13 protein-coding genes are annotated in these 24,327 nt (G+C 39.7%); 1 reads left to right on the forward strand and 12 read right to left on the reverse strand.

All coding sequences use genetic code 11. The features are described from left to right. Nucleotides 1-638: 638 nt before the first annotated feature. The 6 genes from LY28_RS16485 to LY28_RS16510 all read right to left on the reverse strand — a co-directional run bounded on the left by LY28_RS16485 (nt 639) and on the right by LY28_RS16510 (nt 10,555). Nucleotides 639-3,548: a glycosyl hydrolase 115 family protein gene (locus LY28_RS16485; protein ID WP_110463281.1), complete on the reverse strand. Its 2,910-nt coding sequence runs from the start codon at nt 3,546-3,548 to the stop codon at nt 639-641. A 72-nt stretch (nt 3,549-3,620) separates the two neighbouring features. Continuing rightward, nucleotides 3,621-5,144, reverse strand: coding sequence for an HlyD family type I secretion periplasmic adaptor subunit (locus LY28_RS16490; protein ID WP_110463282.1), 1,524 nt, complete (start codon nt 5,142-5,144; stop codon nt 3,621-3,623). After that, a complete protein-coding gene (locus tag LY28_RS16495) occupies nt 5,138-7,393 on the reverse strand; it encodes a type I secretion system permease/ATPase (RefSeq protein ID WP_110463283.1) in 2,256 nt (751 codons plus the stop codon). Before LY28_RS16495 ends, LY28_RS16490 begins: the two co-directional genes overlap by 7 nt. A gap of 360 nt (nt 7,394-7,753) precedes the next feature. After that, entirely contained in the window at nt 7,754-8,230 is a 477-nt protein-coding gene (locus tag LY28_RS16500) for an NUDIX domain-containing protein (protein ID WP_110463284.1), read from the reverse strand. Nucleotides 8,231-8,434: 204 nt separating this feature from the next. After that, nucleotides 8,435-9,478: a zinc-dependent alcohol dehydrogenase gene (locus tag LY28_RS16505; protein ID WP_165835606.1), complete on the reverse strand. Its 1,044-nt coding sequence runs from the start codon at nt 9,476-9,478 to the stop codon at nt 8,435-8,437. 66 nt (nt 9,479-9,544) lie between these two features. Next, a complete protein-coding gene (locus tag LY28_RS16510) occupies nt 9,545-10,555 on the reverse strand; it encodes a 3-oxoacyl-ACP synthase III family protein (protein WP_110463286.1) in 1,011 nt (336 codons plus the stop codon). A 533-nt stretch (nt 10,556-11,088) separates the two neighbouring features. Between LY28_RS16510 and LY28_RS16515 the strand changes: the two genes are divergently transcribed. Continuing rightward, nucleotides 11,089-12,018 (forward strand): arginine deiminase family protein, encoded by a 930-nt coding sequence (locus LY28_RS16515; protein WP_110463287.1) that lies wholly within the window; start codon nt 11,089-11,091, stop codon nt 12,016-12,018. 221 nt (nt 12,019-12,239) lie between these two features. Here LY28_RS16515 and LY28_RS16520 read toward each other — a convergent pair whose 3' ends face one another. The 6 genes from LY28_RS16520 to LY28_RS16545 all read right to left on the reverse strand — a co-directional run bounded on the left by LY28_RS16520 (nt 12,240) and on the right by LY28_RS16545 (nt 24,311). Further along, nucleotides 12,240-14,654 (reverse strand): vitamin B12-dependent ribonucleotide reductase, encoded by a 2,415-nt coding sequence (locus LY28_RS16520; RefSeq protein WP_110463288.1) that lies wholly within the window; start codon nt 14,652-14,654, stop codon nt 12,240-12,242. Between the two features lie 313 nt (nt 14,655-14,967). Next, nucleotides 14,968-16,287, reverse strand: a complete 1,320-nt coding sequence (locus tag LY28_RS16525) for a putative glycoside hydrolase (protein ID WP_110463289.1) — start codon at nt 16,285-16,287, stop codon at nt 14,968-14,970. Nucleotides 16,288-16,661: 374 nt separating this feature from the next. Then, nucleotides 16,662-19,283, reverse strand: a complete 2,622-nt coding sequence (locus LY28_RS16530) for a cellulose binding domain-containing protein (protein WP_165835607.1) — start codon at nt 19,281-19,283, stop codon at nt 16,662-16,664. A gap of 184 nt (nt 19,284-19,467) precedes the next feature. Continuing rightward, nucleotides 19,468-22,002 (reverse strand): type IV pilus modification PilV family protein, encoded by a 2,535-nt coding sequence (locus tag LY28_RS16535; RefSeq protein ID WP_110463291.1) that lies wholly within the window; start codon nt 22,000-22,002, stop codon nt 19,468-19,470. Between the two features lie 13 nt (nt 22,003-22,015). Continuing rightward, nucleotides 22,016-22,948 carry a hypothetical protein gene (locus LY28_RS16540; protein ID WP_110463292.1) on the reverse strand — a complete coding sequence of 311 codons (933 nt, stop codon included), beginning with the start codon at nt 22,946-22,948 and terminating at the stop codon, nt 22,016-22,018. Continuing rightward, a complete protein-coding gene (locus LY28_RS16545; RefSeq protein WP_110463293.1) occupies nt 22,938-24,311 on the reverse strand; it encodes a hypothetical protein in 1,374 nt (457 codons plus the stop codon). The genes LY28_RS16540 and LY28_RS16545 overlap by 11 nt, the downstream gene beginning before the upstream one ends. Between the last annotated feature and the right edge of the window lie 16 nt (nt 24,312-24,327).

The raw sequence follows: 24,327 nt of genomic DNA on the forward strand, positions 1-24,327 counted from the left end.
GCATAAGCAATACTGGCTTTAAAACTTGTATCTGTAGTATTTAAGCTTTGTACAAAAATCAATTACTATCGGCTAAAGCCTCCTAAAGTCAAAACAAATTCAAACCCAAACTGTGTTCAAAATCAGCTTAAAAGCTTAATTCGCCTAAAAAGACTAGATATCGTCTCTAAGGCTTGAACCGCAATTGACTTTAGCCATTTACAGCCTTGAAATCAATACCGCTGTCTTAATAACAGCTGACTCCTGTCAAAGAATATATCTACCCAAAAGATGAAGATTAAATCTCAATCTTAATGCAAACCAAAATAATTTTATATTATTGGTACTTTTAAAAACAACTTTTATAAACACTTTTAATTATATCATATTTTACCTTATTTTTCTACAAAATTAGTTTTTTTACATTATATATTTTTTTTATATAAATGCATCGGTTTTCCCGGTTGAAAATCATAAGTATCCAACATTATCAAGGTAATGTAAAGCCGGGTTATCCGGCAAGCATAGCACCGAAAATGCAGTATTGCTGATTCCTGTAATACTGTTTGCAAGCAAACCACTGATAGCTTCCGGAAAGCTGAGCAAGCAGCCAAAAAAGGCACAGGACTTTGTTGTCCCATGCCTTATAATTTTTATATTCAGAATACCGGCGAGGGCTTTATATAAAAGCTCTCCTCGGGGCCAAAAAATGAGTCCGGAAGCTTTTCTCCGGATAAAACCAGCTTTTGCAGGACAAGCCCTGCATCCATGCCATAAAGCCTGAGTGTATGTATTCCCTTAGTCAAAAAATGCTTAGTTTCGGTTAAATGGATATTTTCCAGAACTGCCTTACACCAGCTGTCATTGTCATAATCTCCGGCAGCGAAATCAGGAGGCAGCGCATCAGCTATAACGATATTACCTCCGTCAAAGGACACCCCGTATCGCAGTCTGCTGTTTTTATATAAATTATTTGAGGGTGCGGCATACGTTGTCAGGATGTATTCCATAGCCCTCTCTGTTTTTATGATATATTCCAGAAATGGTGCGTCTTCCGGCTTCTCAAAGAATGCTGTGACAGGAAACATTTTTACAGAGGACAGGGTACGTCCGTAGTTTTCAATAGTCCTCCATTGCGCAGCTGCTTTTGAAGCTTTGTTGGCAGTGTGCTCTGCCTCAATGGATACCACACCGTTAGTTTCAACAAAGGTCAGCACAGGCAGCCCGTCGGTATTTAAAACCTGCGCGGTAATATTCACCTGTACTTTTTCATCAGCACCATAAATACTTATGAAGCCGTTAGAATCCTTCAGCACCTTTGCCCAGTCAACAGAAACCGCAATTGTCCTTCCGTCAATTACACAGCCTTCAGCACTGTCTGCTTTTATCCAGTCTGCGCTTGTTTCTATTCTATAATCAAAGGCCGTTCTTCCTCCATTGCTTATTGTAACAGAGTAACTCTCTTTGCCCGGATTGGTAAACGCAGGCAAAGCAGTACAGCCTGAACGGCATTCCTTCCCTGCTCCTTCTGCATCAACAATCAAACAGCTGCCTTCTTCCAGCATTACCTTACCGGTTTTCGGATATGTCCAGCCATCCGGATTCCAATATGTATATCCGATATGATGGGAGCTCATCATTCCCTTCCACTTGCCGCCCGACATACCGCGGTTATAAAATTTTTGCATATTCTCATCCGTTTCGATACATTCCTGCACCAAATCAGCATAGAAGTTCGCAAGAGCACTCTTCCTCCTGAAATACAGATTATTCAGGCCCGCATATATTTGCATTTTTACAATATTCGCAGAGGCAGCGGCAGGATAATAAACCAACTGGTAGTATGCATCCCTGCATTCCTCTGAAAGCATAGCACGGTATTTCTTTGCTCTTTTCTCCATATCAATCGCCCTAGCCAATACTCTATGCGCTTCATTATAATTTGTACAGCTGTATGTGCTTGCAAAAGTAACCTCAGGTTTTTTGCTTCCGTTCATTTTTGTATAGTCTGACAATAAGCCTGCAATTCCATTTATAATTTCTTTTCCTGCATTATTTCCAAATTGCTGTGAAACCCACCTTTTTGTATATTCCCCTGTCTTGTTAATTCCAGCTGTTCCCCAAGTGTCAAAATCATAGGCCAGCTCCAAAAAATACGAAACAGGAAGCTCCATTGGTTTTAAATCCCCTACATTGACAATCCATATATCCCTCACCCCGTAAGCATATGTCATGGACATCTGCTCCCACACCTTTTCAAGGGGTGTGGTATTAATCCATTCATAAGAAACCGGACCTCCATGATAGTCAAAATGATAGTACATTCCCCAGCCGGATTTCCTGTTTTGTTCCGCTTCAGACGGTAATGTACGTACATTTGCAAAGTTATCATCCGCAAGCATAATGGTAACATCATCAAGTATATCCCAATGCCTCAGGCCTTCTGAATTCTCAGAGCCGTACCAGTATTTTTCCACCTCCTTATATATTGTCAGGACCTGAGGCCGCTTCTCCATACCGTGTTTTTTAAGTAAAGCTTTTTGTGTTTTTATAATATTCTTCAAAAGCTCTATATTTTCCCGCTCTGTTCCCTCTAGGGCAGAGTCCTGTTCTCCTCGCATACCAATTGTAATAAGGCTTTCAAAGTCTTTATTCCGCAGCAGGGCATCCTCCCAGAATCTGGTTATAGCCTCTGCATTTTTGGAAAAATCCCATGCTCCGTTTGTGCCATACTGCCGATTGATATTCTTCCATTCTTTACCTGCACGGAACATCGGCTCATGATGAGAGGTTCCCATAACAATTCCATATGCATCTGCCAGCCTTGCATTGGCAGCAGAGCTGCTCTTACCGTCTTCACTGAATACCGAGCTCCACATGGCAGGCCACAGGAAGTTACCCTTCAATCTCAAAAGCAGCTGAAACACTTTTTCATAAAACTCCTCATTAAAGCCGCCGAACATGCCGGCTGCCCATGAATCAAGCGACGGCCATTCATCGTTTAAGAAAAAGCCTCTGTATTTCACTGACGGTTCTCTAGAAGTAAAATTCAAGCTGTCCTCCGCAATAATCAATTCCGGCTTTCTTACAGGTAAAACATCCCCCCAGTAAACCCACGGACTTATACCAATTAATTCTGACATATGATAAATGCCGTAGATTGTTCCTCTCTTTTCGCTCCCTATTATTATTACAGCCCTGTCAACTTCTGATGCAGGCTTCTCAACAACCTGTATCTTAAAGCACTCCCTCTTGTTTTCTATATCGGATATATCTAATTCACCCTTATTAATCAGGGAATCAATTATATCGTTGTTTCCAACGGTTCCTGCAATAATAACCGTTCCTTTAATCCCATCAATATTAGTTACAACTGCCGGCATCAACCCCGTAACCAGATTAACATCAGCAGCAAAAGACTCCGCTACAAGCTTCAGCCCGTTATAATCCTTACCTTTTGAATCTATGTATATTGCAGCGGTCTTTCCTCCGGTTGCAATTCCCACATCCAAGTTCTTATGAGATATTTTTTGTTTTACATTCTTATTAATTTTAGCACCATGCAGCATTTTATCAGCAACCTCCACGCCTGCTTACGGCTCAAAAAGCAGTAAAAACCTATTTATGAATACTTATTTTTATCATCTCAATTTTATACTATCCTTTGTATATTTAACTATAGGATCAAGGAAAAACTCAAGGATTCTTCTTTCACCTGTTTTTATCTCTACATTGACGGACATCCCCGAACAAATATTATTTTCTTTTCCTTCTATATCTATGGTGTTTTTCTCAAGACTTACCTTCATTTTGTAAACAGCACCCATTCTCTCATCATCTACTGAATCAGGACTGATATATACAACCCTCCCCTTTATTGTCCCGTACTTCTGAAATGAGAAGGTATCAAACTTTACTGCCGTCTCCTGATTCACCTCTACAAAGCCTATATCCTTATTTAAAAGAGAGGCTTCTATTATCAGGGGAGTACCGTCGGGCACTATTGTCAGTACCGGCTCTGCCGGTGTTACAACTCCGCCTATGGTGTTTTGAGCCAAGCCATGAACAGTACCGGCAACCGGGGAGTTTAAGGTTTGATACTGTTTGCTTTTTTCAGCCTTTTCCAGCTCACCCTCCAGCGAAGTGATTTTCTTGTCATTTTCCACAACTAAATCCATTGATGAAACACCTCTTTGATTCTCAACCTTCTCTAATTCAACCTTCGCCTCCTTCAGCTTATTTTCCGCCTGTTCGGCTGTAATTTTCTGAACGTCAAGCTGCTTTTCCATTAATTTGATATCATCATAAGCACTTTTCCAATTCAGCTCAAGCGTACTTTTTTCCCTGCTTACCGCCGCCTTTTGAGTCTCATAGTCCTTTTTCGCCAATTCCAATTCATTAAGCTTGTCCTGCCATTCCTTTTTTGCAATGGCACCGGCATCATAGAGCTCCTTGCAGGTCTTTTCCTCTTCCTCTAGAATCAAAATGTTTTTTCCCACTCTTTTTAAATTGGCTGCCTCAACTCCGCCTGTTTCTATAAGTGCTTTTAAATTCTGTTCTTTAGCCTGCAATAATTTCAAGTTTTCTTCCAATCTTTTCACATTGGACTGCTCAATATCATACTGGTCTTCATACTGCAATACAAGCAGTGAAAGTGATTTCTGCTCGGTTGAATATTGAGTATCCCTTAACTGAGTCAAGCTAGACAGATTATTTTTGACTTCATCAGGCAGCATTGATTCTTCAACCAGCTTTTGTATGTCTTCTCCCTGCAGGGCCTTTTTCAGTAAATCTCTTTCAAGCCGGGCAGTCTCCAATGCTTTTTCTATGCTTTGAACCTCGACATTTTTCATTGTTGAATCCAATTCTATTAAAACCTGACCCTCCTTAACCCTCTGTCCTTCTGATACATGTATTGCTGTTATTACCCCTTCCTCCAGCGGCTGAACCACCTTCAGCCTTCCGTCAGGGATAACCCTTCCCGCAGCAACAGCCACCTCATCAACTCTTCCCCAATATGCCCATAATATCGCAATAACAAGTACTGAAAATATAAGCCAGATAACTGTCCTTCCCAGAGGTGAAGGAGGAGTTTCCGATATTTCCAAAGCCGCCGGAAGAAATTCGTATTGAAGATTATCTCTCTTCTTAAAAATTTTTAACATATCTCACCTCTCTCCTGCTGGCTATGCAAATAATAAAACAATCCCTTTTTCTGCAGAAGCTCTTCCTGAGAACCGTATTCAATCAGCTGCCCCCTGTCAATCGCCATAATCCTATCAGCATCCTTTAAGGTTGAAAGCCTGTGTGCAATAATGATAACCGTTCTTCCTCTGCAAATAGTTTTTAAATTTCTCTGGATAATACTTTCCGATTCATAATCCAAAGCGGATGTTGCCTCATCAAATATAAGAATTCTGGGATTGTTCAGAAGTGCCCTTGCTATCGCAATTCTTTGCTTCTGTCCGCCTGAAAGACCTGTTCCCTTTTCGCCTACCATTGTGTCATATGCCTCCGGCAGCTCAAGTATAAATTCATGAGCTCCTGCAATTTTGGCGGCACGAATTACATCAGACATGCTTGCAGTCGGATTGTGAATGCAAATATTTTCGCGAACAGACAGGTTAAACATGAAGTTTTCCTGCAGTACGACACCTATCTGTCTTCTCAGCCATGCCGTATCTGTAAGAGATATATCCACACCGTCGATTAATATCTTCCCTGCCTCAGGAACATACAGCCTCTGAATAAGCTTTGATATTGTGCTTTTGCCGGAGCCGCTTCTCCCTACAACTCCTACCATCGTTCCCGGCTTTATGTCAAAAGACATATCTCTTATAACCTCCGAGCTGTCTAGCCTGTACCTGAACCGCACCTTCTCAAAGGATATCCTCCCGTTAATAGCCGGCAGTCTGGACTTTGACGCATCAACAGACGGCTCTGGCACAGTGTTGAATATATCACCCAATCGCTTTATAGAAAGTCCTGCCTGCTGAAAATCCTGCCATAGCTGTACAAAACGAAGTACAGGCCCGCTCACTCTCCCTGACAGCATTCTGAACGCTATTAGCTGTCCCACGGTAATTGTTCCGTTCATTACAAGATGTGCTCCATACCATAAAACCGCAATATCGGTGCCTTTCTGTATAAGCTGTCCGACAGCTCCCGCATTTCCTGAAAGCAAAGCAGTCCTGAAGCTTGCTTTTGTATAATTTGCAAGAAGCCCTTCCCATCTGCTTTGCATTACAGGCTCCAAGGCAAAGGATTTAATAGTTTGCACCCCTGAAACGCTTTCAACTAAAAAAGACTGCTGCTCCGCGCCAGTATTAAACTTTTCGTCAAGCCTTTTTTTGAATAACGGCGTTATAAAGGCAGATAATGCAACAAATACAGGAAGTGATGCCAATACGATAAAGGTAAGGTTTGTGCTGTAAATCAGCATAACGGTAATATATACAATCAGAAACAGAATATCCAGTACCGATGTCAGCGGCGCTCCCGTAAGAAAGTGCCTTATATTTTCCTGCTCTCTTACTCTGGCTATTGTATCTCCCACTCTTCTGGTCTCAAAATACCTCAGCGGAAGCTTAAACAAATGCCTTACCAGCCTGACTCCCAGTATTATATCTATCCGGCTTGTTGTATGTGTGAACACATAGCTTTTTGCTATACCCATTACTGTTTCAAATACAGCAATTATAATCAATCCGACGGCAAGAACATTTAATGTGGTAACACCGTTATGTACAAATACCTTGTCTATCACCACCTGTGTGATTATAGGCGAAAAAAGGCCGAAAATCTGCAGTGTAAATACTGCCACAAGTACCTCGGCCAAAGGCCTTTTAAATTTCAGTATTGTCGGGATAAACCACCTTATGCCAAACTTGCGGTTATCCTCCTTGTTATTTCTGTTAACAAACAATATTATTTTTCTGTTCCAGATTTTTTTAAATTCATCTTCAGATAAAGCTCTCGGTAAATTTTCACCTGCAAAAAGCAAAAGCACCTTATCGCCTTCAATTTTTGCCACAATAAAAAACTCTCCTTGATTATTCCCGGCTATCGCAGGCAAGGACAGCCTCCGAAGCTTTTTGAAATCCGTATTCACCGCTCTGGCTTTGAGCTCCAGCTCCTTTGCCGCCCGAAGTATATCAAGCTCCTTCATGCCATCGGCTCCTATTGCCAGTGAATGCTTAATCTGTTCTGGATCTGCATTAACTCTGTGAAACCTTGCAACAGTAATAAAGCAATATAAGCCCGAATCAATGCTTTTCTTATTTTCCCCGCTGCTTTTATTCTGTAACGGCTGCTCGGTGCCATCCTGCTTTGGCACTTGTTTATTTTCCTTGTCCTTCACTGAATTCACAGATATCTTTTCATCTGTTATTTTTTCTTCAACTTTATCAAGCATTAACCAAACCCTCTCTTAGTTCCTTAAACACCCGGATTATGCATATCCCTTTTATTCTGAAATCCATAAGAAATGAAGCCAAAAGCATAATCAGCCAAAGAAACAATAGAATATCCTTTCGATATTTTATCGTATGAAGGCTTGAAGCCATTATTGACTTTATATTAAGAAGCTTAAAGAATTAACAAATTAAATAATTTATAACATTTACACTAAAATTATATCTATATTTTCAAGTAAAAGCAATAATCTTACATTTTTGTTGACAAAATAAAAATCAGATATATATTTATCTGATTTAGCGGAGAATTAAATACCTTTTAATGAGGTCCTTCCGGATTTAATTATTTCATTTCTTCCCTATATTCCATAAAAGGAGTATTCTCCGTTTTTTTCCCTTGATACAAACGGAATATTTTTAAGGGCATGGTCAGAATTGTCAATAACCCCTTTAAGAATTACCCTCGTTAAGTCAGGAACCTCGGGGGATTTTAAGGCTTCATGTATGTCCATAAACAGAGCCTCATTGTTTTCCATGTTATCAGATTGGGGAGTTCCTGATACATAGTCCATTAAAAACACCGCATACCAATCCTTAAGATTAAATCTCACACCTGCCAGCCTTGCAGGTTCTGCAATAACTGTCGTCTCTTCAAAAATCTCACGGCGCAGTGCATCCTGTGGAGTCTCCCCCACTTGAACATATCCGCCCGGTATTATAAGCTTACCTTTTCCCGCACCGTAGGTATGCCTTACCAATAACACTTCATTTCCCTTCATGACAATTCCGCCCACAGATTGGCACCAGCTTGTATTCTCCTCGTGATTTATATTCATAACAGTAATTCCTTTCACTATGCAAAAGTACAAAATAAATTTAAATTTGGCTTTATAAAATATAACACTATTAAGCAAAGTATGCAAACCAAAATTTGAGGCTTTCCGGCTTAACCACAAGATACTCTGAAAAAATCCGGAAACACTTCACAAAGTATCTCCGGATTTAATATGTATACTGGCAAATTATAAACTAATTATTTATCATGGCTTAATAATTATCTTTATTACATTTTCACTTCTGTTTTCAAATAATTTTACGGCTTCTTCAATCTGCTCCAAATCCATTCTGTGTGTAATAAGAGGTCTTAAATCTATTTGCCCTGACATAACCAGACTAATTAATCTCTTCATATAACCCACATACGCAAGCCCCATACTTATATTAACATTCCTCATAAATACCTGGGATAACGGCAGCGAAACATCTGTGCCGGTAATGCCGACCAGTGAAACATTTCCGTTTATTTTCACACTTTTTACAGCCTGCCGTATAGCAATCTCGGAGCCTGATGCATCTATTGCGGCATCAGCCCCCCTGCCATTAGTCAAATTCATTACATAGCCGGCGGCATCCTCCTCCTCAGAGCTTAAAACATGGGTCGCTCCCAATTTTTTTGCCATTTCCATTCTGAATTTGTCTTTCCTGCCAACAGCAATAATCCTGTATGGATTAAACAGCTTTGCTGCCACAACAGAGCACAAGCCCACAGGCCCCGCTCCGAATATGACAGCTGTATCTCCCGGGCTGACCTTCCCTCGGACTGCAGCCGTATACCCTGTAGTTAAAATGTCCGAAATAAATATTACCTGCTCGTCTTCAAGGACATCAGGAACATGCACCAGACAGGAATCTGCAAACGGGACTCTTATGTACTCCGCATGTGTCCCGGACAAATCTCCCAGTTCCTTTCCGCTGCCGTGTATTCCGCCATTAAGGCAGTGTGAAATATTTCCCTCAATACAATTTTCACAGCATCCGCAAAAGGGTGCCGGCGGTCCGATTACTCTGTCGCCCTCTTTGAAATTCTTAACCGCCTTTCCCGCTTCCTCAACTACCCCAACATATTCATGCCCTAAAACATATCCCGGAGTTGATGGAATAATACCGTGTATTAAATGCAAATCACTTCCGCAAATAGTTGTAAGAGTTATTTTAATAATTACATCAGTGTCATTTCTCAATTGCGGTTTTTCCACATCCCTGAGCTCATACTCATGTATTCCTGAAAAGTAAAGTGCCTTCATATTGTAAATATCCTCGCTTTCCTGAGTTTTTACAGGCTGTTTCCGCATGAAAACAGCGCATTATATTTATTTCCCCCATCTTAAAATTGCTGCAATATGATTTTCACCCGCTCCCGATGAAGCAAGAAGAAGCTTGCTTCCGTCCTTCAGCATTCCTCTTTCAGCAGCCTCAGACAAATTTACCGGGATTGTCGCAGATGCAATATTTCCATACTTGCTGAAGGACTGATAGGAATTGTCCGGCAATATGCCCACAGAATCCCTCCATGCGGCATGAGCCCAATGGCACGGCTGATGAGACAAAAACAAATCAATATCCTTGGCATTCATTTTAGTTTTTTCCAGCAGCTTGTCCAAAACAAATCTCATATGCTCCACAGAACCTTTCCCTATTTCTCTGGTCATGTCCTTGTCAAAGGTTAACAGCGGTTTTTCTAAAGATGACATAAAGTGTCTGCGGTCATATGCTTTTGGCTGCCTTAATTGCAAGGTAAAGCCCTTATGGTACTCCCCATGTGAATTACAGTAAGATGCCATATATCCCCTGCCGTCTGTTACCGGCCCCAGAACCGCAGCTCCTGCTGCATCTCCCAGATAGCAGCATTGATAATCACTGTAATCTATCATATGTGAACAAAAGGCTGAGGTTATAATCAATATTTTTTTAAATTCCCCTGCGGCAATTAAGTTAGAGGCCGTGACAACCATTGTCACAAAGCTCGAACAGCAAGTATCCACAGTCCATGCCCCCGCATTTTTAAGCCCCAGTTTGTACTGTACAATACATGCATTGCCGGGAAGGATTTCATCCTGCGACATTGACTGAACCATTACCAAATCAATTTCATCCGCTGACACACCTGCGGTTTCCATAGCCCGTCTTCCGGCTTCTGCTTCTGCATCGGAAGGAAGCATTTCCTCCGGAAAAACCCTTCTTTCCTCGATATTATCAAAAGGATTCTTTCCTTCTTTGAGGTCTGTAAACTTAATATTTTTCCAATAATCATTTTTTCTTACTTTTTCAGGTACAAATGCTGCCACTCCAAGTATTCCTGCTGAAATTAATGAATTATTCATTTGAAGCCTCCTAAAATAAGTTAATAAAAAAGTCAGTTACTATTGCCTGAAAGGCGATAGCTTGAGGCCAAAGCCTCCTTAAGTCACAAAACAAGCTCAAACCCAAACTGCGTAAAGCAGCCCGCTTAAAAGCTTGCGCCCCGATATTCTACCGTCACGGAGGCATGAACTGTAATAGGCTTTAGTCATGCTATTATCTTATAATATATATAAATTTATAATTATGGTATATTATGTAACAATAGCACAGCTTATTATAACTTATTGCTATTAATTATTTTGTAATTTATAGTCATAAAATGCAAGTATTACAAAATATATATATAACTTTGGCATGAAAGTCCAGCGGAAATAATGAAAACAAATGTAAAAGCAAAAAATCCAGAAAAACCATCTTTATTGGTATTTGTGTCCTGCAAGGACATGTAAATCATCAGTATAAGCTGATCCATCCTTTTTACAGCTATTCAGTACGATTTAAAATCATACATTATGGGAATAATACAAAAAAAATAAAACAGGAGTTAATTAATATGATTATAAATAATCTGGAAAGATATGGAGCTGAAAAGCTTGGCCATTTAAAGAAAGTGATGCTGCATAGTCCTGAGTATTCAATCAGAAGAGTAAAGGAAACAAATCTGCAGTTTTACCTTTTTGATAAGGTACCGGACTACGATCGTTTTATTGACGAACACTATGCCTATCGAAAGCTTTTGACAGATAACGGAGTGGAGGTTTATGAACTATCGGACCTAATAGTCAATAACCGCGAGCTAATGTCCTACCTTCCCAACCTTCCATACTTGAACGATTCATCAGTCATAACAAGCAAAGGAGCAGTTATATCAACGATGTGCCCTGGCGGACGGCAATATGAAGAAATAGTTGTTAGGGAGGCACTGACGACTCTTGCTATTCCTATCCTGCATGACTGCGGGCCGGGAGAACAGTTTGAGGGCTTGATTACCTTATCCCCCGATACTCTCTTCGTAGCAGATACAGAACGACATAGCAAGGAATCCGTTGAGCGCTTTTTCATTTTTGCCCTGCAGCACTTTCAGAATATAGTTTATGTAGAAATACCGCAAGCCAGGCGTTTCATGCATCCAGACATGATATTCAACAGAATATCCGATCAATTGGGGTTAGTTTTTCCACCTGCCTTTCTCAATTGCTGGCTTGTCCAAAAAAACAGACGGCAAAAAATTGATTTTATGACCTGGTCAAAACGGAGAAATATGGAACTAATTCCTATATCCGATGAAGAACAGCAAAAATGGGGCACATCGTTTGTTACTCTGGGACCCAACCATGTCATCAATTATGATATTTCTTTAAAGCCTACAACCCAGAAGATACTGGAATCAATGGGGGTCCGGTTCACCCAATTCCACCCTGATGCTTTGCTGGCTGGCGGCGGCAGCCTTAGGTGCCTCACACTAAGACTTTTACGCGAGTAAGCAGAAAAGAATTAATGTCTATCGTTAAACCTCCAAACAGAATCATTTTGTTTTTGATTAATGTTAGTCCAATTACATTAAAATCCAGAAACGCTTATCAACCAAGCGTTTCTGGATTTACTTTTTATATTCTGCAGCTCATGTGCAAGTTGATTTTTTGTCAGTTTTTTTACAAAATCCTTTAATATCAATGTATTCAGAGTTTACTATATCGGAAGTTATTACCCGCATTTACTGAACCCGCAGTGCCTGCAAATCATACAACCCCCTTCATGCTCCACAGGCTCGCCGCATTCCGGACATACCCCACCTGTATCGGATTTATCAGAATTTTTAACCTGATTTGCACAATCTGTCTTCATTGGGCATGTGTCATATACAGATGAAAAATCAATTTCATTCTCCTCATCAGTGACAGTTCTTGCGGTCGGCTTTTGCAGCAGACTGTATTCCGAAGTCATTTCTTCCGTGGGCACCTCTTCATCCCTGCCATTCTGAATTTTTGCAACCTTCTCAATCAATCTGCCTATTGCATCAGGGCAGGACAGCACCTTCAGTCCCTTTTGGCGGATAGTAGACGGACATCTGATTCCCTTAAGCTGCTCGACTATTGCCTTTACATCCATTCCGGAACGGAGTGCTACTGAAATCAATCTGCTGGTAGCCTCGGACTGTGAAGGACATCCTCCCGCACGCCCGGTATTTGTGAACACCTCGCAAATACCGTTGTCATCGTAGTTGACAGTTATATAAAGGTTCCCGCAGCCTATTTTAACCTTTTCGGTAAACCCTGTTGTTATTTCCGGTCTTGGCCTTGGCTCTATGCCCGGGTTCTTTACCAAAATTGTTTCATAATTATTTTCTTTGCAGGAATCACAATAAACATTCTCACCCTCAGGCAGGGACTTGCCGGCAGCCTCTTCCTTCCCCTTAACCCCGCCTATGTTCAGCACCTGCAAATCACGGCTGCCGTCTCTGTATATTGTCACGCCCTTACAACCTGTCTTATATGCGAGAATAAATACCTCTCTGACATCATCAGTAGCAGCAGTATGTCCCAGATTTACAGTCTTTGAAACAGCATTATCAGTATGCCTCTGAAATGCTGCCTGCATTTTCACATGCCATTCGGGAGATACGTCGTGGGCAGTAACAAATATGTTCTGAATCTTGCCGGGTACTCCTTCCATGTCCCTGACAGTACCAACCCTTGCTATCCTCCTCATCAATTCATCGGAATAAAAGTTTTCCCGGACTGCAGTCTCTCTGAAAACCTGATTAACCTCTATCAGCTCATTATTGTCCATAACATTCCTTATATATGAAATCGCAAAGATTGGCTCAATCCCGCTTGAAACACCTGCAATCAAGCTTAAAGTACCAGTCGGTGCAATAGTTGTGACCGTTGCATTTCTCAGCCTTAAGCCCCTGTCCGCAAAAACACTGTCTTCATAATATGGGAACACCCCTTTTATTTCAGCCAGCTCCCGGGATGCCTTTTGGGCATTCTCCTGAATAAAGCCCATAACCTTGTCCGCAAAATCAATTGCCTTTTGAGAATTATACGGAATACCTAAAGAACAAAGAATATCTGCCCACCCCATAATTCCCAGACCTATTTTTCTTGTTCCCCTTGTCATTTTGTCAATTTCAGGCAAAGGGTATTTATTTACCTCTATAACATTATCCAGAAAATGTACAGCCTTTTTGACTGTTTCAGCCAGCTTGGCAAAATTCAAAGCTTTTCCGTCATCAGTTAACATATTGTATAAATTAATCGAGCCGAGATTACAGGCCTCATACGGCAGCAGCGGCTGTTCTCCGCAGGGGTTTGTGCTCTCAATTTCACCCAGCTTAGGTACGACATTATCCTTATTCAGCCTGTCCAGAAAAATTATACCCGGCTCTCCATTCTTCCAAGCCATTTCAACTATTGAATCAAGTACATTTTTAGCATTTAATTTACCCGCAGGCAATTTAGTTTTAGGATCTATAAGTTCATACTCCAGATTATGCTCTGCTGCCTTCATGAAATCTTCAGTAATACCCACGCTCAGATTAAAGTTTGTTATTTCTGAGTTATCCTTTTTGCAGGATATAAAATCAAGTATATCCGGATGATCAATCCTAAGAATTCCCATATTTGCGCCGCGACGTGTACCTCCCTGTTTAACGGCTTCCGTAGCAGCATTGAATACCTTCATAAAGCTAATTGGACCGCTTGCGACTCCTCCTGTGGAATTAACTGTTGCCCCCTTCGGGCGAAGCCGCGAGAAACTGAAGCCTGTGCCTCCCCCGCTTTTATGTATTAGGGCTGCATTTTTTATAGCTTCAAAAATATCCTCCATAGTATCCTCAACAGGCAGGACAAAGCAAGCACTCAACTGTCCAAGCGGCCTTCCGGCATTCATAAGTGTAGGTGAATTGGGCAGAAACTCCAAATCTGCCATCATATCAAAAAATTCCTGCTCTAATTTGGCTATTCCCTTTTCATCTGTATATTCCGCATCAGCCGAAGCAACAGCTTTTGCCACGCGTCTGAACATCCCTTCACAGTTTTCAAGCAGATTACCATTCTCATCCTTGGACAAATACCTTTTTTCCAAAACCTTTACGGCATTTTCAGAAAGCTTCATTTTTATATCTCCTCTCGCTTAATAACCTTTATTTCCTCTTTCAGCAGACACACTTCAATGCAGTCCGCCTGCCCTGATATACGGCTATTGTTAATACTTCTTATAATCTGCCACTTCTCCATGTAAACAACAATATTTAGTGTTCCCAGCTTCAAGCAACACAATATATTGTATCATTAAATTAATCTCCAATCAATGTAAATAAGTCTAATCTTTATAATATACAGCCCTATTTTTCTCAAAAAACAAGGATAACATTAATAAAATAATGCTATCCTTGTTTTTCCGGCTTATTTTTTTATTATTCAGTATTCTATTCTTTTTCAAAATATCCTTCCTGATATTTATTTCCCGAATCCCAAAGTATCCACTCTTCATAACCGGCATCATAAACAGCCTGAATTTGTTCACGTACCTGCTTCGCACCATAAGTCTGGTAATATCCCTTTGGAAGATATTTTGCGGTAAAAGCTTGTATATAAGGTCTTACCTTGGCCTTATAATCAGATACTTCCGATATCTTCTTCTTTCCTGCAAGCAATGCATTGTACATTACCTTGTAGGGCTCCAAATCCGGTTTTGTAAAGGGTATGCCATTTATAGTCTGCCCTACTCCATTCCCCATAACTCCGTTAGAAGCATTTGCATAGTGCGATGGATAAATCATCGGACTGATACAGTATACATTCTTTCCAACCTCGTCTATTCTCTGGCCGATACTGTCTCCATCACTCTTGCTCTCTATGATTATGGCAAACACATCTGCCGAAACCGGCACTCCCAGGTCTTGATGAATTTCCTTTTCCGCTTTTGCAAGAAATCCATTTATGGCATCTGCCTTTTCGGGTACACCAGCTCCATAATTGAAATCATTTTTCTTCCCTGTAGGAAATCTGACATAATCAAACTGTATTTCATCAAACCCCTTTGAAACAGCCTCTTTTGCAATAGCTATGTTATAATCCCATACCTCTTCATTATAAGGATTGGTCCATGGGTTTTTCCCGTTTTCCAGCCACAATGTCCCTTTTGGTGTCTTTATGCCTAAATCGGCTCTTTTTCTTGCTAATGTTTTGTCTCTGAAGGTAACTATACGACCGATTACATAAATTCCGCTGTCATGGAATTTTTTCACAAGCTTTTCCGGATCATAATATTTAGTCTCTGCTCCGTATTTTTTCACCGCATCAAGCTTTGACAGATAATTAAGAGAGCCATCCTCCTTAATGTCAAGCACAACCGTGTTCAGCTCTGTTGACTTCGCCAAGGCTATAATGCTGTCCACCTTTGAAGTCAAGCCTCCTGACGGACCTGTAAGATAAACCGCCTTAACCTTAACATTTTCAATACCGGGAGACAGCTGCAAGCCATTTGCCGCCTGAGGCTTCTGGTTGCTTGCCGTAGAAGCCGCCGCAGTTGAATTTGTTGGCGCTGTGTTTGATGCAGCTGACTGTTCCTTTTCAGAATTTGAGGCACCGGTCTCTTTTTCCTTATTTGTCTGACCTGATGAGCTTGTACTTATATTACTCGGTTCACCTGTTTTATTACCGCTTAAAAAAGAGGTGCAGGATGTAAGCAGTAAAGCAAAAACTATAGTTGCAGCTGCAATGGAAATTTTCATTTTAGTTTTCATAAAGTACCCCATTCTAAAAATAAATATTTAATCCTTTTTCATTAGTATAAGACCTAACTTCAATTCTATGTACATTTTAAAAAAGACATTATAACCAATAAAACCAATAAAATCATTTAATCATACAATAGTTTATTATACCTAATGGACATAAAAAAATCAAATAAATTTATCTTTCAGAAATGGGATTAAAGCCTCACAATCCGCACAAAAGAGCTGCCGCAGAACATCCTCAGTCCCGTATAATGTACTCGGCTATTTCAAGCCGAATCAGAATAATGCGGACTGCGAAATTATTTCACGACAGCTCCTATTCACTTAATGAAATACCCTTAAGGCTAATACACAATTAGTTAAACTGGAAATCAGGACTGCTATTTTAGTTTGTTTGGTTTTTCAATAATAATATTTAATGCTTTTCCTGAATTAGTCTTAGCTTCTTTTTCAATGTCATCACCATTTGCTTTTATTATAAAGTCCATGTCATATTTGTCTCCGTAATACTTTTCAATGCCATCAAGAATTACATTTTCATCAGCAGAAGTTTTTATAGCAAAATCAACGGTTACTTTGTCTCCTTTTTTAAAAGGTCCGTTTATATTTATATCCCTGTTATTCTCATCTTTAATAATAACATTTGAAACAATATCAGTTACTTCATTTAATGTAACCTTAATAAGCTTTTTCTTACCGCCATCGTTTACTGAGACTATAGATGTTTTTAGATTATTTCTATTATCATTTTTTAAATCATTAGTCGTTATTAAGTGCTCATTCAAGCATAAACTAAGATCATTGACATCCTGTTTTAATATTATTGTAAAGGAAACAGGTATATAAGTTCCCAAAACGAATTTAGATATTCCTTTGCTGCTTATAACTCTGCAATGCCAGTTCCAATACTCGGTTTCTCCTCCAATATATACTGTAATCATTACATTTGCAGTATTAGAATCTTCACTTTTATCCGTATCATCATAAGCTGCGGCAACTCTGTAATAGTAATTCTTCCCCACACTATCACTGACATTCGGAACAGACGTGTCTATATATGATGTTATATCCTTTCCTGTGCTTACACTAACTGCATCAATAGAAGCAATCTCAATAAAATTTTTATCCTCATATTCACTTCTGTAAATTTTATAGTATACCGCTCCAGCAGAAGCAGTCCAATCCAAAATTACATCTGAACCGCTTTGCTTTGCCTTCAAGCCTTGCGGTGCCTCCAGCCTGCTTCTGGGCATAACTGCGGAAGCACTCCCCGATTTTGAGCTTTCAAGCATAGAACCATCTATATTATATATGGCTGAAACCTTATAATAGTAGCTTTTGTAGTTATGTTCAAGAGTAGTGGAAGTATCCGTATAAGCATTATCTGAAGAAACCTTTATCGTTTTATAGACTCCATCTACGCTATCACTTCTGTAAACCTTATATCCTGCCGCTCCCTGAGCCTCATTCCACTCAAGCTCTACATTTTTTGTATTAACAACTCTTGCGGTCAAATTTTCAGGAACAGGCAGATTTAATATGGTTGCCTCAGCAAAATCAGAAAAATCACTCTCAATTAAATTCCCGCTATTTTGTGCAGCAGCCTTAACCTTGTAATAATATGTTTTCCTGATGTCCTCTGCCGTAGTGGTGTTATCTACAAAAACAGTCCCCGTAACTCCTGTTTTTATAGGAGAATAATAACCCTCCGCGCTTTCACTTCTGTAAATATTGTATTGTGTCGCATATTCCGAAGCCTCCCAGCTCAGCTCAACATTTTTAATATCTACTATTTTGGCCGTCAGATTGGCCGGAGCCTTCAGCTCAGACACATCCACCTCAGCAATATTAGATTCGTCACTTACAATATTATTATAGTTGGCAACTACCTTATAAAAATATTTTTTACCTACAGACTGATTCGGAAGTTCAATTGCCGAATCTGTATAATTTGAATACGGTATTTTAACGGCAATTTTCCTGAATACGCCGTCCCGGCTATCACTTCTGTATACGGTATAGCCAGTAGCCCCCGGAGAATCAGTCCAATCAAGCTCTATTTTAAAATCCTTGTATTCTCCTTTTAAATCTTTGGGAGCAATAACAGTAGGATCATTCCCCCATATTTTTTCTCCGTCATAATAAACAGCAATGTTGTTGCTGTTGTTATATGAATAATCATTTAAAAGGTTATAATTCCTGATAGTTTCACCCTCAAGGTTAGTCAGGTTCTTTTTGTCAAAAGCCGGCTGAAGCTTTAAGGTATAGCCGCCGTTAAGCTTTTCTGAGGTTTCCGCAAAATATGTATCGCAAACATAGTCAGCAACAACACTTCCATTATTGCTTGTAACGTCAAACGGAATCTTAGTAAAATTCATCCTTATTGATTCCTTAGCTTGAATGTTCTTTCTCTCCAAAGGATACTCAGTATATACCTTGGAAGGATTAAGCTTTCCATCCGACTCCTCAGCCTTTTGCTGTCCGCTATTAGGAAATTTGCCGTCTACTATACCCGGCTCACCGTCAATAGTATAAAAATACCGGATCATTAACTTGGTAAGGTCTAAATCGGTAGTTCCCTGATTATCAATATTAACCCAGTTTCTCACTCTTGCAGTTAATGCCTCTCCTTTATTCGCATCTACAAAATCCAGCCATATCTTCGGCTTTCCTGTACCCGTAACAGAATAATCGTCACTGCTTGCAAGAATTTTATCCTTTTCACCGAGAAGCTTTACCTTATAGGTATACGTGCCATCATCGGTTTCTGTAAAGGTATATGCATCTTTGTTTGGAATCCCTACAGTATAACTCTTAAATTCATCACCCGACCTGTAAATTCTCAGCTCCTTTATTGCTGTAGTCGACTCCCACTCTATAGTCATCCGACCTTCATCACCGGCAGTACATCTTAACCAGACAGTATCCTCAGCATATACAGGAACTGCCATATAAATCATAATTAAAATTGCCAGTGTAAATGAAAGCAATTTTTTAAGCATGTCCATCCTCCTCAAAATTACTACTATATACTATAAGTAAAAGCTCAGCTATCCCACATAAAAAGCCTGTCTGCATTCAAAACTGTCATAGTTTGTTGCCTGCCAAAAGTCGAATCTTTCCTATAATTTAATTATATTTGAACACATGTTAAAAGTAAACATTTAATAAATAATATACTATAAATCAAGTTTCCTTCCAGCTGATAACTTTAATGTATTTAACATTCTTCTTATTGATTGTCTTGACAACAGCATTGTCATCATTCATTACCACATCGGATGCAGTGCACTTGAAAAATCGTCCTATTTTAGAATCTCCGTTAATTATCAAATCTTCAATTTTACTTTTGTCATATTCTATATAGGACATTTTATTTGTTCCGCCAAAAAATACTATATTTCCTTCTGCAATAAGAGTTCCTTTAAAATGAGTCCCCCCCTTTACGTATATATCACCTTTTGCATATACTATACCGCCTCCCTGTCCGGCGGCTGCAAACGGATACATAACTGTGCTGCCTACGCTTTCATCTGTCAGCACAACATTTTCATTTCCGTAAAACATAAAATTGTCAGTACCGGCTAATTTATATAAGCTGTCAGAAGCAAATACATCTTCCTTCACGCTATCGTAAAGATTTTTAAGCTTCTTGGGCGAAGCAGGCAGAGTTGGAAACGAGGGTTTATTTAATTCAGTTTCATCGTCAACAAATAAATCCATAATTTTTACATATATATCCATTCCGTTTTTTATTTCATTATTAAACTCACCCTCATTCTTTGTAAATCCATTATAAGGGCCATAAAAAGTGTCATTTGCAGCTGCACCGCCATAGCAGAAGCCTTCTAACTTACCGACACCACCTTCGGTTATTTTTATATCTCCTGCATTAAAATAAGAAGCATATTCCACGTCATTTTTCCATGAATCCCATATTTGCTTTAAATGCATGGCTCTTCTTGCAATATCAAAAATATCCCCATTTTTAATACCGTCCATCATGTAAGCATCTTTTCCGTATGGATCTCTATAAGGGACAAAATTAATAGAATCACTGCCAATTGGGGAATAATTAGGATTATTGTAAAAATAAAAAGTATCGCTATTGTTATACTCAGCATTACCGCTCTTTTCAAATGCTGCTGCAGGCCTGTCATCCGACTTCTGTATTGACATCCCAGAAACAAATTTCCCTTGAGAATTATAATAATTACTATATAATGAGCTTCCTCCCACATATACACTTCCGACTACTTCAAGTCTGGAATCGCCTCCCACAATAACAGCACTGGATATTATGTCCTTTATTTTATCCGGAAAAGATTCACCATCTTCTATTACTAAATTATCCTCTATATTATCTATATTCTTATTGAGTCCTACCAGCTGACCTCCTATTACTACATCCGAATTATTACCGTCAATCCTCAGATCATCGTATGTGAAAAGATTCTGCAAATTAGTCACCGAATAATTTGACTGACTTTCCACCACTGCGCTTCTGGCAAATGCATTTCCGCTTACTTTTATTTCAGATTTTTCAGAATTGAAGCTATAAAGCGAATGCAAATAAGAGAGAGTTCCTGCATCTCCTGTAATGTTAAAGGAACCCGCATGATTTTTTGTAAAAAAAGTACTGAGATCAATTTCAAGTATATTTGCCATATCCTCTTTCCCAAGGCTTTCTTTGATTCCCATACCAAGGTTCGGATCGTCCCAGACATTATATACATTATTATTTGAGGCAGTCATGCCTGCCATGATGCCTCCAAAAGAATAGCTGTCTGAGCTATAGTCAATCATCTCTATACTCTTCTTTATACTTTTCCCCTTAGCTTCACCTTGAAGCTCCACTATAGTCTTAGGTACTGTTCCGCAGCTTGTTACGTCTCCTGTTATTACTGCCGTGCCGTCAACAGATATAATATTCTTCTGGGCGATAAGTGCCTTATCGGATAATATAGAAGGATAATCATCCAGCTTGTTTACTCTCACCTTGGTCATATAGCCAATCTGTTCAGGAATTTTACCTGTTAAAAGACCGAATTCCGCTGTTATATTTCTGGTGTAGGCTGAGCCGGTAGCAGGTGACCTATATTCGCCAGATGAGGTAATAAGTACAGAGGTGCTTGGCGTATATTTATTTGAATCCAATAAGTGTTTCGAATCATCCTCAGCATCCTTTAATTTAAAGCCGCTATATGTAAAATTGACACCTGCGACAGCAGCTTCACTGCTAAACACAGCCGCATTGATATTCGCTCTTATTTGAACATCCAACTGGTATTTATATTCATTCTCATATATATTATTCAGTTCTTCTTGATTGATTATTTTTAAATCATCCGGGTCGGAATTGTCTATTATATTATAAAATAGTGTGCCTTTAGGAATATAATATATTTTATTGCCATCAGCATCTTCCATATATATTTGTTTGACCTTGTTAATCTCAGCCTGTACCTTTTCAGCCGACTTTACCCTTGCATCCTCCTGTGCCTGAGCTACCTTCTCGTCAATAATTTGTGCCGCTTTTTCTGCTCCTGCCTGCGCATAAAGCATGGCCTTGCTTCTGTCGGAGGTCATTACGCTCATGCTTAATTCCGAACCTGTCAAGGCTATAACAGCAATTGCCACAACAGATAACAAAAAGAGCATAAAAAGCACCATGGTAAGTGCTGAGCCATTATTCTTTTTTAAATATTTTAAAATCCTCATAATATATCACCCGTTATTTTTTTACATATGATGATACGCTGTATATCTCGTCTCCGTCTACACCCTTTTTAATTACGACAGTTATTTTATAAAGCTCGTTTATGGAACTGTTATAATCAAAAAAATCACTATCCATATATAACAGATTAAAAGCCTTGTTTGTACCTATAAATTTTACGCCAGAATTTTCCTCTGAGCTGTCAATCATATAAATATTCAGGCTGTCAGACTTATCAGAGTTATCGTATGTATATATTTTAAGACGTTTAGCTGTTCCCGTTGCATCACCTGTATAAGTTACCCTGACTGTTATTTCACCTCTGTTAACAGGAGGAGAAAAATCTCCGGAAATAGAGCTTGAACCTTTCCTGTCAAGTGAAAAGCTGTAATCAGCTCCGCTTTTTTCAATCTTTAAATCCAGCTTTTCACTAGCGGCATCTATACCTGTAAATGGTTTATCAACCACAACCATTTTTCCTTCCTCATCCTCATCCTCAACCTTAACAGCTATATCCACCGTGCCGTCACTGACAAGTTTGCTCTGATCTACGGCAAGCTCAAAATCAGCCTTCTGAGCAACACCTGTGTCATAGGTATATGTAGTGTCAGAACTCTTTGAAATCTTTCCTTCCTTAACCTTTTCTGCGCTAAAATAGGGTACAAGCTTGGTCCCGGGCTTACTTGATACCATATCGGAAGCTACATCAAGATAAATAGCCGGAGGTGTTGTTTCAGTAATAGAAGCCTGAGCCTTAATATTTCCCATAACCATTTCAGCCAGTGCAATAGCTTCCGTCTTTTCCTTGGCTGTGGAATTATTCCTTACTGTGGATATAACCGTGCTGAGCAGAGGCGCTGCAATAATTGCCAAAATTGCCACAGCCAGCATGATTTCAACGTATGTCATACCTTTTTCAGTTTTTAAATATCCCAGTTTATTTTTCATTTCTTACACTTCCGGTTGTCTTTCCTATTTTTACTCTAGGTGACTTCTCATCATCATATTTTATTAAATAATTGAGAGTCCTGCTTGTATTATTTATAATACTTATATTAACTCCCGCCTTATCTTCATTCCCGTTTCTTCTTGATGACAATACAACAAGCCTCAGGCTCTTTTCCTGGGGTATAAACTCAAAGGTCTGGGAATAACCCTTGTCCGGATATGCCTCATGGTCTGTTTTAAACTTGCAGTAATACCTTCCTGCCTTTTCCTCAATAAATATTTCGGCATTTTCAATTCCCTTGCTGTCTCCGTATGCCACCGGCCTCGAATAGCCTGTATTGTCCGCCGGATTTTTACATCCTATAGACACGCTTGGTGCAAGCCCTCCGCCGAAAGCGGATGCCACTACCGCAAAATCATAATTGCCCAGCTCAGTACTCTCATTGTCATTAGCTTTAACAGTTGAGGTTGCGTTGTTCAAACCTGTCGAGTCAAATCCTCCGTATTCCTTGAAAAGATTTGTCTTGTTATCTGCCGGAGCCGTAGGAGTCCACCTTCCATTCGGAAGCAGATAATAGCCTCCCGCACCGCTGTCCATAATTCCATAAAAGGCAATCACAGCAGACAGCTTCAGCTTTCCCTCCGTATCCTCACTCTTTCCTGTAGAAGAGCCTGAAATACTGGAGGATTTGCAGTAGGTCTTGGTTTCCAGCTTATTTATATTTTCAAAAAATGCCTTAATCTGTTCGTTTGTCCCCTCAGCCTCAATTTTTACAGAGACACTGTAGGGTGCTCCGTCCGGTATGTCAATTTTATCGTTATTATTATTGCTTTGGGATTTCAAGCCCCATAGATAAAAATAATTATCTATTTTTGCACTTGCAGCATTATTTGCCTCCTTCTGCGCTTCTGCCTGATTAACTGCTTCAGCGGCAGAAGCACCGGCATTAGAGGTATCTCCTGTCCCTTCGGCTTCACCGGCTTGTTCCGCTAAAGAACCGGCATTTTCGTCTGAGTCTGCCGCTTTATACTCTTCAAAGCCTACTGATGTGAATTCAAGCTTTGAATCCACGCCAAGCTTTTTTACAACCATTATCAGTTCAGATATATCTATTTTGGGCGGATAAACCGCTCTCAAATCAGCAAGCTTTTCCGAAAGTATTTTCAAATCACTGTCTATGTTTTCTGCCTTGGGTTTATATGCCATATTTACGGAATAATTATTATCCAATGCAGCAAGCTCTTCCCTAAGAGTATTAATATCCGATAGCTTAGGCAGCATTAAAAACTTGACAAATACAACCGCAAATATAAATATAGCCAAGCCTATAAGCAGCTTTTTATCATGTGCCGTCAATTTCATATAATCACATCCTAAA

The sequence above is a fragment of the Ruminiclostridium sufflavum DSM 19573 genome (genome assembly GCF_003208175.1).
Taxonomy (GTDB): domain Bacteria; phylum Bacillota; class Clostridia; order Acetivibrionales; family DSM-1351; genus Ruminiclostridium; species Ruminiclostridium sufflavum.